The sequence below is a fragment of the Serratia marcescens genome, assembly GCF_001902635.1.
Classification (GTDB): Bacteria; Pseudomonadota; Gammaproteobacteria; order Enterobacterales; family Enterobacteriaceae; genus Serratia; species Serratia marcescens_F.
In genome coordinates this window covers 1-12,197 of the sequence record NZ_MJAO01000047.1, presented here as the reverse complement: position 1 = coordinate 12,197, position 12,197 = coordinate 1, and the positions used below count along the sequence as shown (strand labels likewise).

Below are 12,197 nucleotides of genomic sequence, written 5' to 3'. Positions count from 1 at the left end.
CTTGCAAAGACGCGGTGCCCGTTTCAAGACGGTTTCTCGGTCGAACTGCCCCATCTCTTCTTGCGATCGGCATACCCTGCTGATAAGTTTGTGAGTTAAAATCCTTTAAATATCATTACATTAAATGATTTTTTTGTATGCATTGATGCGGTGAATGATTAGTGTCATGACACTCACCGCCGCGTCTGCATTTTTATACCTGCTTATAGCCTGCCTTATGGCCGGAACATCACAGCATCAATTGAGGAGAGCCGCCAGCGCAGCCGCAGGGCACGTTGACGGCGAACTAAACAAGGAGATAACGATAATGACCCGAACGGCACACTGTTTGACCGCTGCGCTTTTGCTGGCGTTGACCCTGACCGGCTGCCAGACTGCCAAGCGACCGCTACCCATATTGAACAAGCCCAGCGCAGAAGAAATAGCGGAACAAGACAAGCGGCAGCGTGAGGCCGAGCGCATGCAGCAGTGCCAGCGCGAGTTGGATGCCATGCGCGGCATGGATAACGAAAAATACCAAAAATTCAAACGTGAATTCGATACCTTGATGGGCGGCGCCGCGCAGTATGCCGGGGTTCGGCAGCGGGTCAATACCGGCACGCAGGAAACCGTCGATGCGCTGTATCGTTATCGCACCAGCCGCCTCTGCGCGGACATCAGTTCTGCCATGATGACCGGCCTGGCTGAGCGCGGAGAACGTGCCCAATGACTCCTCGAGCGAGAAAGGCATTACTGAGCCTGATGATACCGCTGGCGTTTGCGCCGGCGGTGGTGGCGGATGACGATGTGCCGGCATTATTGCAGTTTGCTGAGCGCTACCAGAGGCAGGAGGCACCGGCAGCTGATACCGTGGTTACCCCATCCCAGGAAACCCAAAAGCCGGCGTCCCGGCCGGTTCAAACTCGCGAAACGAATTCGCAGAGAAAGCAACTGGTGCAGTTGCAAAAGACGCTGCGCGAGAAAGATGCCCAATTGGAGCAACGGCAGGCCGCTATTCAATCGCTGCAACAGGAGCTGACGGCGTTGCGCGTTGCGTCGTCCCTGACCGCTGCCGATAAACCGGCACCGGCGCCTGATTTGAGCGCGTTGAGCGACTTCGCCAGCGGTGTGAGACAGGCGCTGAATCTGACGCCGCAGGAGCGGAAGGCTCAGGCGCAGATCGCCGAGGCGCAAGCGGCGTTAACGCGGCAAAAACAGCAAACCGAGGAGCGCGATCGGCGTATCGCCTTGCTGGAACAGCGGCTGGCGGCGTTGCCTAAACAATCAGATAACGTGCAGCAACAGGCCTGGCAGGAGAAACTGGCGGCGGCGCAGGCAGCCAACGATACAGCGCACGAGCGTTATGAACAGGATAAAAAAGCGGCCGCCGCTGAGCTGGAACGGCAGAAGGCCGAAGCCGCCAAGGCGATGGGCGAGCTTCAACAGCAGCTGGCGCAGCGGCAAAAAGAGCTTGATGGCCAACGGCAACAGGCAGGTCAGCAAGAGCAAAGTCTGAAGACGGCGCTGGAGCAGCAGAAGGCCGAGGCCGCCAAGGCGACGAGTGAGCTGCAGCAACAGCTGACGCAGCGGCAAAAAGAGCTTGATGGCCAACGCCAACAGGCCGAGCAACAAGAGAAAAGCCTGAAGACGGCGCTGGAGCAGCAGAAGGCCGAGGCCGCCAAGGCGACGAGTGAGCTTCAGCAACAGCTGGCGCAGTGGCAGGAAAAGAGCAAAACGCAAACTGAGCAGGCTAAGGTATTGGAGCAGCGGCTGGCTACGGCGGTGGCGGAAAACGATAAATCAACACTGCAACTGGCGAAAACGACGGAGCAGGCAAAAAAAACTGCATGGGCGCTAGCGGACGCCAACCAAGCTCAGCAAGCCTTGCGTGAGGAGCTGGACGGGCTGAAAGCGCGCGCCAAATGGCTGCCGGATACGCAGTCGCTCAAGAAAAAGCCGGAGCAGCAGAGCTATGCCGCCGGCGTCGCCTTGGGGCGTGATATCCAAACGATGCTCGCGGAGCGTAAAAATTGGGGCATTAATCCCGATAAAACCGTGCTGCTGGCGGGTGTGATCGATACTTTCAACGGCCATTACCAGCTGAGTGATGCACAGTTGACCCGCGCACTGGCGGAGTCGGAAAAAGCGGTGAACGACGCCAGAAACCAGGCGGTGAAGGTGCAGACCAGCAAGGGCGAGGCGTTTGTCACCGAGTTTAAAAAGAAGAAGGGCACGCAGAAGTCGCCTTCCGGTTTCTGGTATCGCATCGATTATGCGGGTGATGAAGCCATTTCGGAAAACGCGCGGGTGGACATCGTAGTGAAAGAAAGCCTAACCGACGGCAGCGTGATTCAGGATATGGATCGCAGTGGGAAGGTGATGTCGCAGCCGCTCTCCGCTTATCCGGTGTTGTTTCGCGAGGCGATTGGCCATCTGAAAAATCATGGCTCGCTGACGATGGTGGTGCCGCCTGAGTTGGCATACGGTGAAGCGGGCTATGCGCCGCAGATCCCGCCGAACGCGACGATGGTGTATGAACTGCGAATTGTCGATGTCGGCAAGGAGTAACTTCGGGCCGGCGCAGGCCGGCCCAATAATCGAGCGCTAGGGTTTTTTGGCGGTCAGCACCGCACGCAGCGGCGCCGGGTAGCCTTCGACCGTTTTGCTGCGATCGTTCGGATCGAGGAATTCGGCCAACGATTCGCTGGTCATCCAGTCGGTGCGGCGCTGCTCTTCGAGGCTGGTGACGCACATATCGGCGATCTTCACGTCAACAAAGCCGCACTTCTCCAACCAGCATTTCAGCGCTTCGGCGGAAGGGATGAAATACACGTTGCGCATCTGCGCATAACGGTCGCCCGGCACCAGCACCTGGTGGCGATCGCCTTCTACCACCAGCGTTTCCAGCACCAGTTCACCTTCCGATACCAGCTGATTTTTCAGCTGATACAGGTGATCGAGCGGCGAACGGCGATGATACAGCACGCCCATCGAGAACACGGTGTCGAATGCCGCCAGCTCCGGCAGCTGCTCAATACCGAGTGGCAGCAGATGAGCGCGTTGATCGCCGCCCAACAGTTTGCGCACCGCTTCGAACTGACACAGGAACAGCTGCATCGGATCGATGCCTACCGCCAGTTGCGCGCCGGCACCGACCATACGCCACAGGTGATAACCGCTGCCGCAGCCGACGTCGAGAATCGTGCGGCCGGCCAGCGGAGAAATGTGCGGCAGTACGCGATCCCATTTCCAATCGGAATGCCATTCGGTATCGATATCGATGCCATACAGCGAGAACGGCCCTTTGCGCCACGGCATCAGAGTGCGCAGCATCTTCTCGATGCCTTCGAGCTGGCCTGGCGACAGGGCGGGCTCCATTTCGGCGCGCACGCCGTGCAGCAGATCGAGGCGGGTTGGGGTCAGCGTCGGCAAATGCTCGACTGAGTTGAACCACTGTTTGAATTTGCCGTGCAGCGATTCGCGTTGCCAGGCGCTGAGCTGTGCGGGCAGGGTATCCAGCCAATGGCTGAGGTGGCTCTTGGCGATGCGCTGATAGAAATCACCGAACTCGATCATTGCGCATCCCCCGCTTTCAGGGCGATCAGCGAACCGAAGTTGAAGCACTGGAACCACACTTCGGCATGCTCGAACCCGGCTTGATGCAGGCGCGCTTTGTGCGCTTCCACTGAGTCGGTCAGCATCACGTTTTCCAGCATGCTGCGCTTTTGGCTGATCTCCAGCTCGCTGTAACCGTTGGCGCGTTTAAAGTCGTGGTGCATGTTGAACAGCAGTTCGCCGACTTCAGCGTCTTCAAAGCTGAATTTTTCCGACAGCACCAGCGCGCCGCCTGGGCGCAGGCCGCGATAAATTTTCTCCAGCAGACGCAGGCGATCGGCTGGTTCGAGGAACTGCAGCGTGAAGTTCAGCACCACCATCGAAGCGTTCTCGATATCGATGTCGCGAATGTCGGCTTCAATGACCTCGACCGGCGTCTCGGCGCGGAAGGCGTCGATATGGCGGCGGCAACGTTCCACCATCGCCGGCGAATTGTCGACGGCGACGATATTGCAGCCGGGCACCTTGATATTCCGCCGCATCGACAGCGTCGCAGCGCCCAGCGAACAGCCCAGGTCATACACCCGGCTGTCGGGTTGCACAAAGCGTTCGGCCAGCATGCCGATCATCGAAATGATGTTGGAATAGCCGGGAACGGAGCGTTGGATCATGTCGGGGAACACTTCGGCGACGCGTTCGTCGAAGGTCCAGTCGCCCAGTTTGGCGATGGGCGCGGAGAAAAGAGTGTCGCGGTTTGGCATAGCGGAAAGTCGGTTCAGAATTCGAAGCTGCGTAGTCTAACAGAAAAGCGCGAAAAAGCGGAGCGGAAGCAGGCGGCGCGGCCGCCTGATGATAAAGCGGGATCAGTGCAGACTGAAAATCAGATCCCAGGGCAGATAGAAAATATTTGCCAGAACCATCAACAACAAAGAGATATAGGTCGCGGCCATGCCCGAACGGCGCCAGCGTACCTCGCGGTTGCGCAAACCGTAGTAATGCACCAGCCGCCCGGCCATCAGCATCAGGCCGCAGAGGTGAATCATCCAGATTTCTGCGCCGTTCATTTCCATGATCACCAGCAATACGGCGGCGATAGGGATGTATTCAACGGCGTTGCCATGCACGCGGATGGCGGTCTGCAATTCGTAAAAACCGCCGTCGCCATAGGCTACGCGGTACTGCATCCTTAATCTGACTACGTCATAAGAGAGTTTGATCAACAACAATGCGCCGAGCACCACATAAAGCGCGCTTACCATTTTTAACTCCGTTCCCTAACCAAAACTGGCAGCCAGCATCATAGCCGTCATTGTATTCACTGTCGCGGAGAAATATTTGATGTTATTGGTCAGATTAATAGGTCAAAACAGTGCATCCTGCTCCGGCCAGTCCGGCGGCGCAGGCAAATCGGGGATCGCCAGGCGCAGCTGCTGCCAAATTTTTTGCGCCTGTTGGGGTGAATCGCCGTTGTCCGGCGTATGAATAAACAGATAGGGCTGATGCTGTTGCTGCCAGAGCGGCAGTTTTTGCTGCCAGGCTTCGAACCAGCGCAGGTTGTCGGTCAGCTGGTCGCCGCCGATAAAGCGCACCAACGGTTGGTCGGCGGTGATCAGTGCGTGTACCGGCAGCTTCGGCTTTTTCTGCTGCGCATCGCGCACGGCGGCGGTAGTGGGCGCGGCGTGATGCACCGGGCGGCTGTCGAGGATCACCCGATTGATGCCGCGCTGGTGCAACCCCTGATTCAGCGCACGCTCTTCCTCGCCTTTGGCGAAAAATGCCGGATGACGCACTTCTACGCCGTAGGTGAATTCCTTCGGCAGGCTTTCGAAGAACTGCCACAGGCGCGGCAGTTCATTGGGGCCGAAGGCGGCGGGCAGCTGCAGCCACAGTTGGCCGATGCGCTGATGCACCGGGCTCAGACAGTGGTAAAACGCCTGCAATTCGGCGGCGCAGTTGCGCAGGGCGGCCTTATGGCTGATGTCCGACGGGAATTTGAAGCAGAAACGGAAATCGTCGCCGGTCATGTCGCGCCAGCGTTGCACGATTTCCAGTTTCGGTAGCGCGTAGAAGGTGGTGTTGCCTTCCACGCAGTTGAAGTAGCGGCTGTAATCCGCCAAATCACGCAACCCGATACGGTTCCAGGCTGCATGTTGCCATTGAGGTAGTCCGATGTAGATCAACGCGTCGTCTTCCTTTACTTAGCTCATCAGGCTACAACTTAACGTTACTGGTCGAGCGCGGCAAGAATTTCGCCGGTGTCGCGCACCCGCGCCAAACGCGGGAAGATGTGTTCGAACGCGAAACGGTGCATTTCCGCGTTCTGCGCGCTGCAGACGTCTTCGGCGATCACCAGCTCATAGCCGTGTTCCCAGGCGGCGCGGGCGGTGGATTCCACGCCGATATTGCTGGAAATGCCGCCCAATACCACGGATTTAACGCCGCGGCGACGCAGCTGCAAATCCAGATCGGTGCCGTAGAAGGCCCCCCATTGGCGTTTGGTCACCCGAATATCGCTGTCGCAGACCGCCAGCGGTGCGGGGAATTCCCACCAGCTGGCCGGCAAACCGCCGGCGGGCGCGGGAGCCGGTTTGTCCACCGGCTGTTTTAGCGCTTCGGCGAAGGAGTCTGACCAGCCGACGCGCACCAGCAGCACCGGGGCGCCCAGCATGCGAAAACGGGCGGCCAGCAGGGCGGCGTTCGCCACCACCCGGTCGGCGCTGTGCGGGCCGCCGGCGTAAGGCAGAATGCCGTTTTGCAAATCGATCAGCACCAGAGCGGTGGTTTGGGCGTCTAGTTTCAGCATGGATTTCATCTCGTTGCGAAGTGGATAAAATGAGTTCGGCGCGCCAGGTGAGCCGGGCGCGACGCAAAACCGGGGAGAATCAGGCTACGTGAAAAAACTGTCGCAGGTTAATGGGAAATTTGTTAACCGATGTGTTACTTCGAGCAAAAACGCGCCATTTAGTGCAGTAACAATGCTGTGTTCGCACTTATCGGGCGCATGAATTTCCTTTATAATGACTGCCTTTTTTCAACACTCTTTAATCCAACGACCTATGCCGATTTATGAATATGCATGTGGTGCTTGCAACCATCGGTTAGAGAAATTGCAAAAATTTTCCGATGCGCCGCTGGCAGACTGCCCGGCGTGTGGGCAGCCCGCGTTGACCAAGTTGATCTCATCCTCCGGCTTCCAGCTCAAGGGCACCGGTTGGTATGCGACGGATTCTAAACCGGGCAACAAGTAGAATTTATCAGATAACAGCCGCGCGACAGGGGCGCAGTAGCCCGGCGCGGCATCGGCTGTGTAAAAGGATAGCGTATGCGTACTGAATATTGCGGGCAGTTGAATCTGTCCCACGTGGGCCAGGAAGTCACTCTGTGTGGTTGGGTCAATCGTCGTCGCGATCTCGGCGGCCTGATCTTTATTGATATGCGCGACCGCGAAGGCATCGTGCAGGTGTTCTTCGATCCGGACCAGAAAGTGGCGTTCGACAAGGCCTACGACCTGCGCAATGAATTCTGCATCCAGATCGTCGGCACTGTGCGTGCGCGCCCGGACAGCCAGATCAATAAAGATATGGCCACCGGCGAAGTGGAAGTGTTCGCCCACGCGCTGGAGATCATCAACCGCTCCGAGCCGCTGCCGCTGGACTCCAACCAGGTCAACAGCGAAGAAGCGCGTCTGAAATACCGCTACCTGGATCTGCGCCGCCCGGAAATGGCCGAGCGTCTGAAGACCCGCGCCAAAATCACGAGCTTCGTGCGCCGCTTCATGGACAGCCACGGCTTCCTCGATATCGAAACGCCGATGCTGACCAAGGCGACGCCGGAAGGCGCCCGCGATTACCTGGTGCCGAGCCGCGTGCACAAGGGCAAATTCTATGCGTTGCCGCAGTCCCCGCAGTTGTTCAAACAGCTGCTGATGATGTCCGGCTTCGATCGTTACTACCAGATCGTCAAATGCTTCCGTGACGAAGACCTGCGTGCGGACCGTCAGCCTGAATTCACCCAGATCGACGTCGAAACCTCCTTCATGACCGCCGATCAGGTGCGTGAAGTGATGGAAAAACTGGCGCGCGAACTGTGGCTGGACGTGAAGGGCGTGGATCTGGGGGATTTCCCGGTCATGACCTTCGCCGAAGCGATGCGTCGCTTTGGCTCCGACAAACCGGACCTGCGTAACCCGCTGGAGCTGGTGGATGTGGCTGACCTGGTCAAAGACGTCGAGTTTAAAGTCTTCTCCGGCCCGGCCAACGACGCCAAAGGCCGCGTGGCGGCGATCCGCGTACCGGGTGGCGCACAGCTGACCCGTAAACAGATCGACGAGTACGGCGCTTTCGTCAACATCTACGGCGCCAAAGGCCTGGCGTGGCTGAAGGTCAATGACCGCGCGGCCGGCATGGAAGGCGTGCAGAGCCCGATCGCCAAATTCCTCAGCGCGGACGTGCTGGAAGCGATCCTGGCGCGCACCGATGCGCAGACCGGCGATATCCTGTTCTTCGGCGCCGACAGCTTCAAGATTGTCACCGATGCGATGGGCGCGCTGCGCCTGAAGCTGGGCCGCGATCTGGCGCTGACCCAACTCGACAGCTGGGCACCGCTGTGGGTGGTTGACTTCCCGATGTTCGAAGAAGACGACGAGGGCGGCCTGGCGGCCATGCACCACCCGTTCACCTCGCCGCGCGACATGAGCCCGGAAGAGCTGGCGGCAGCGCCGGTCAACGCCATCGCCAACGCCTATGACATGGTGATCAACGGTTACGAAGTGGGCGGCGGTTCGGTGCGTATTCACCGCAGCGAAATGCAGCAGACGGTGTTCAGCATTCTGGGGATTAACGAACACGAACAGCGCGAGAAGTTCGGCTTCCTGCTGGACGCGCTGAAGTACGGCACGCCGCCGCACGCCGGTCTGGCTTTCGGTCTGGATCGCCTGGTGATGCTGTTGACCGGCACCGACAACATCCGCGACGTCATCGCCTTCCCGAAAACCACTGCGGCGGCCTGTTTGATGACCGACGCACCGAGCTTCGCCAACCCGGCGTCGCTGCAGGAGCTGGCGATCAGCGTGGTAAAGAAAGCCGGTGCGGAACAAGAGAGCGAGTGATGAGTTACAAGCGCCCTGAATCTATCCTGGTAGTGATTTACGCGAAATCCAGTGGTCGGGTGCTGATGTTACAGCGGCGCGACGATACCGAGTTCTGGCAGTCGGTCACCGGCAGCCTGGAACAGGATGAGTCGCCGCCGCATGCCGCGCAGCGTGAAGTCATGGAAGAAGTCGGCATCGATATCGAAGCAGAGCACCTGCCGTTGTTCGATTGCCAGCGCTGCGTGGAGTTTGAACTCTTTGTCCATTTGCGACATCGCTATGCGCCGGGAACCACGCGCAATAAAGAGCACTGGTTCTGCCTGGCGTTGCCCGAGGAGCGCGATCCGGTGATTACCGAGCATCACGCTTACCAATGGCTTGAGGCGGCCGAGGCCGTGAAGTTAACCAAGTCATGGAGCAATCAGCAGGCGATTGAAGAGTTCGTGATCAATTCAGTCCAGTAGTTTTTTTCGGAGATTTTTTTATGGCAGGTCATAGTAAGTGGGCCAACACAAAGCACCGTAAAGCGGCGCAGGACGCCAAGCGCGGTAAAATTTTCACCAAGATTATTCGTGAGCTGGTGACGGCCGCCAAGCTGGGCGGCGGCGATCCGGATTCCAACCCGCGTCTGCGCGCGGCGATGGACAAGGCACTGTCGAACAACATGACGCGCGACACCATGAACCGTGCGATCGCGCGCGGCGTGGGCGGCGATGATGATACCAATATGGAAACCATCATCTATGAAGGTTACGGCCCTGGCGGCACCGCCGTGATGATCGAATGCCTGAGCGACAACCGCAACCGTACCGTAGCCGAAGTGCGCCACGCCTTCACCAAATGCGGCGGCAACCTTGGCACCGACGGTTCCGTTGCCTACCTGTTCACCAAGAAGGGCGTGATCACCTACGCACCGGGCCTGGATGAAGACACCGTGATGGAAGCGGCGCTGGAAGCCGGTGCTGAAGACATCGTGACCTATGACGATGGCGCCATCGACGTGTTCACCGCCTGGGAAAGCCTGGGCGTGGTGAAAGACGCATTGACCGCGGCGGGTTTCGAAGCCGAAGCGGCGGAAGTATCGATGATCCCATCGACCAAGGCCGACATGGACGCGGAAACCGCGCCTAAACTGCTGCGCCTGATCGATATGCTGGAAGACTGCGACGACGTGCAGGAAGTTTACCATAACGGTGAAATCTCCGACGAAGTGGCGGCGACGCTGTAATCCGGTAAAACGGGCGCCGCCGTTCGGCGGCGCCGTGCATGCAAGGTGGATGTAGATATGGCGATCATACTCGGTATCGATCCCGGCTCACGCGTTACTGGTTATGGCCTTATCCGCCAGCAGGGGCGCCAGTTGAGCTATATCGCCAGCGGCTGCATCCGCACGGTGGTGGACGACATGCCGACGCGGCTGAAGCTGATTTACGCCGGTGTCAGCGAAATCATCACCCAGTTTCAGCCCGACTTCTTCGCCATCGAACAGGTGTTTATGGCCAAGAACCCGGATTCGGCGCTCAAGCTCGGCCAGGCGCGCGGCGTTGCGATCGTGGCGGCGGTGAATCAGAATCTGGAAGTGTTCGAGTATGCGGCGCGGCAGGTCAAACAGACCGTGGTCGGCACCGGCGCGGCCGAAAAGGCGCAGGTGCAGCACATGGTGCGCTCGCTGCTCAAACTCTCGGCCAACCCGCAGGCGGATGCCGCCGATGCCCTGGCTATCGCCATCACCCACTGCCACCTCAGCCAGAACGTGCTGCGGATGAGCGAAGGGCGGTTGAACCTGGCGCGCGGGCGTTTGCGCTGACGCGAAGCGATGATTGCTCAGGCTGGATATTCATCCAGCCTTTTTTATGTTATAAGCTTTACCAGCAACGGCATGGCAGGGCGCCATGCCCGGTAATTCTGCAGGAGGGTAAATGATAGGTCGTCTCAGAGGAAATATTCTGGAAAAGCAGCCGCCGCTGGTGTTACTGGAGGCGAACGGCGTGGGCTATGAAGTGCACATGCCGATGACCTGCTTTTACGAGCTGCCGGAACTGGGGCAAGAGGCCATCGTGTTTACCCACTTTGTGGTGCGTGAAGACGCGCAGCTGCTGTACGGTTTCAACGACAAGCAGGAGCGCGCGCTGTTCCGCGAACTGATCAAGGTCAACGGCGTCGGGCCGAAGCTGGCGTTGGCGATCCTGTCCGGTATGTCCGCGCAGCAGTTCGTCAGCGCGGTGGAGCGCGAAGAGATCACCGCGCTGGTCAAACTGCCGGGTGTGGGCAAGAAAACCGCCGAACGTCTGGTGGTGGAGATGAAAGACCGCTTCAAAGGGCTTAATGGCGATCTGTTCAACAACAGCAGCGAGATTAGCCTGCCGTCCGCCGCTGCCAATACGCCGGAAGTGGACGCGGAGGCCGAAGCCGCCTCGGCGCTGGTGGCGCTGGGCTACAAACCGCAGGAAGCCAGCCGCATGGTCAGCAAGATCGCCAAACCGGGCGCCGACTGCGAAACCCTGATCCGCGACGCGCTGCGCGCCGCCCTGTAAGGCCGAGAAGGGGTAGACAATGATTGAAGCCGATCGCCTGATTTCCGCCGAACCGATCAACGAAGAAGAGGTGCTCGACCGCGCCATTCGTCCCAAACTGTTGACCGAATACGTTGGCCAGCCGCACGTGCGCGAGCAGATGGAGATCTTCATTCAGGCGGCCAAGCAGCGCGGCGATGCGCTCGACCACCTGCTGATCTTCGGCCCGCCGGGTTTGGGGAAAACCACCCTGGCCAACATCGTGGCCAACGAGATGGGTGTGAACCTGCGCACCACCTCCGGCCCGGTGTTGGAGAAGGCGGGCGATCTGGCGGCGATGCTGACCAACCTCGAACCGCACGACGTGCTGTTTATCGACGAGATCCACCGCCTGTCGCCGGTGGTGGAAGAGGTGCTGTATCCGGCGATGGAAGATTACCAGCTGGATATCATGATCGGCGAAGGGCCGGCGGCGCGTTCGATTAAGCTCGATCTGCCGCCGTTCACGTTGGTGGGGGCCACCACCCGCGCCGGTTCGCTGACCTCGCCGCTGCGCGATCGCTTCGGCATTGTCCAGCGGCTGGAATTTTATCAGGTGGCGGATCTGCAGCACATCGTCTCGCGCAGCGCCGGTTGCCTGGGGCTGGAGCTGTCCGACGAGGGGGCGCATGAGGTGGCCCGCCGTGCACGCGGTACGCCGCGTATCGCCAACCGCCTGTTGCGCCGGGTGCGCGATTTCGCCGAAGTGCGCGCCAACGGCGTGATCAGCGGCGCGGTGGCGGCGCAGGCGCTCGATATGCTCAACGTCGATGCCGAAGGCTTCGACTATATGGATCGCAAGCTATTACTGGCGATTATCGACAAGTTTACTGGCGGTCCGGTCGGGTTGGACAACCTGGCGGCGGCGATCGGCGAAGAGCGCGAAACCATCGAAGACGTGATTGAGCCGTTCCTGATCCAGCAGGGCTTTATCCAGCGCACGCCGCGTGGCCGCCTGGCGACGCAGCATGCCTATCGGCATTTCGGTCTCGAACGAGAAGCGTAAGTTTGCCATTCGCCAT

The 12,197-nt window shown here is 59.3% G+C and carries 14 protein-coding genes; 9 read left to right on the top strand and 5 right to left on the bottom strand.

Annotated elements, in window-relative coordinates; all coding sequences use genetic code 11:
• Positions 1 to 307: 307 nt before the first annotated feature.
• Together BHU62_RS24205 and BHU62_RS24200 are read left to right on the top strand one after the other, a co-directional pair.
• On the top strand, positions 308 to 709 hold the full coding sequence (locus BHU62_RS24205; RefSeq protein ID WP_073534900.1) for a hypothetical protein: 402 nt from the start codon (positions 308 to 310) through the stop codon (positions 707 to 709).
• Positions 706 to 2,547, top strand: coding sequence for an FKBP-type peptidyl-prolyl cis-trans isomerase N-terminal domain-containing protein (locus tag BHU62_RS24200; RefSeq protein ID WP_073534899.1), 1,842 nt, complete (start codon positions 706 to 708; stop codon positions 2,545 to 2,547). The genes BHU62_RS24205 and BHU62_RS24200 overlap by 4 nt, the downstream gene beginning before the upstream one ends.
• A 36-nt stretch (positions 2,548 to 2,583) precedes the next feature.
• Here BHU62_RS24200 and cmoB read toward each other — a convergent pair whose 3' ends face one another.
• From cmoB to BHU62_RS24175, 5 genes are all read right to left on the bottom strand, one after another.
• Entirely contained in the window at positions 2,584 to 3,555 is a 972-nt protein-coding gene (cmoB, locus tag BHU62_RS24195) for a tRNA 5-methoxyuridine(34)/uridine 5-oxyacetic acid(34) synthase CmoB (RefSeq protein WP_073534898.1), read from the bottom strand.
• Entirely contained in the window at positions 3,552 to 4,295 is a 744-nt protein-coding gene (gene cmoA / locus BHU62_RS24190) for a carboxy-S-adenosyl-L-methionine synthase CmoA (RefSeq protein WP_073534897.1), read from the bottom strand. Before cmoA ends, cmoB begins: the two co-directional genes overlap by 4 nt.
• 102 nt (positions 4,296 to 4,397) lie before the next feature.
• Entirely contained in the window at positions 4,398 to 4,793 is a 396-nt protein-coding gene (locus BHU62_RS24185) for an MAPEG family protein (protein WP_004932387.1), read from the bottom strand.
• A gap of 102 nt (positions 4,794 to 4,895) precedes the next feature.
• Positions 4,896 to 5,711: a DUF72 domain-containing protein gene (locus BHU62_RS24180; RefSeq protein ID WP_088776087.1), complete on the bottom strand. Its 816-nt coding sequence runs from the start codon at positions 5,709 to 5,711 to the stop codon at positions 4,896 to 4,898.
• Between the two features lie 47 nt (positions 5,712 to 5,758).
• Positions 5,759 to 6,337 (bottom strand): hydrolase, encoded by a 579-nt coding sequence (locus BHU62_RS24175; protein WP_073534901.1) that lies wholly within the window; start codon positions 6,335 to 6,337, stop codon positions 5,759 to 5,761.
• A gap of 214 nt (positions 6,338 to 6,551) precedes the next feature.
• Between BHU62_RS24175 and BHU62_RS24170 the strand changes: the two genes are divergently transcribed.
• The 7 genes from BHU62_RS24170 to ruvB all read left to right on the top strand — a co-directional run bounded on the left by BHU62_RS24170 (position 6,552) and on the right by ruvB (position 12,181).
• Complete coding sequence (locus BHU62_RS24170) at positions 6,552 to 6,782, top strand: zinc ribbon domain-containing protein (protein WP_321970036.1); 231 nt, start codon at positions 6,552 to 6,554, stop codon at positions 6,780 to 6,782.
• Between the two features lie 74 nt (positions 6,783 to 6,856).
• Positions 6,857 to 8,641: an aspartate--tRNA ligase gene (gene aspS, locus BHU62_RS24165; RefSeq protein ID WP_073534894.1), complete on the top strand. Its 1,785-nt coding sequence runs from the start codon at positions 6,857 to 6,859 to the stop codon at positions 8,639 to 8,641.
• Positions 8,641 to 9,087: a dihydroneopterin triphosphate diphosphatase gene (gene nudB / locus BHU62_RS24160; RefSeq protein ID WP_019452808.1), complete on the top strand. Its 447-nt coding sequence runs from the start codon at positions 8,641 to 8,643 to the stop codon at positions 9,085 to 9,087. Before aspS ends, nudB begins: the two co-directional genes overlap by 1 nt.
• A gap of 20 nt (positions 9,088 to 9,107) precedes the next feature.
• Entirely contained in the window at positions 9,108 to 9,851 is a 744-nt protein-coding gene (locus tag BHU62_RS24155; protein WP_073534893.1) for a YebC/PmpR family DNA-binding transcriptional regulator, read from the top strand.
• Positions 9,852 to 9,908: 57 nt separating this feature from the next.
• A complete protein-coding gene (ruvC, locus tag BHU62_RS24150; RefSeq protein WP_004932367.1) occupies positions 9,909 to 10,430 on the top strand; it encodes a crossover junction endodeoxyribonuclease RuvC in 522 nt (173 codons plus the stop codon).
• A gap of 112 nt (positions 10,431 to 10,542) precedes the next feature.
• A complete protein-coding gene (ruvA, locus tag BHU62_RS24145; RefSeq protein ID WP_073534892.1) occupies positions 10,543 to 11,157 on the top strand; it encodes a Holliday junction branch migration protein RuvA in 615 nt (204 codons plus the stop codon).
• A 19-nt stretch (positions 11,158 to 11,176) separates the two neighbouring features.
• Positions 11,177 to 12,181, top strand: a complete 1,005-nt coding sequence (ruvB, locus tag BHU62_RS24140; RefSeq protein WP_025303125.1) for a Holliday junction branch migration DNA helicase RuvB — start codon at positions 11,177 to 11,179, stop codon at positions 12,179 to 12,181.
• Positions 12,182 to 12,197 lie beyond the last annotated feature (16 nt).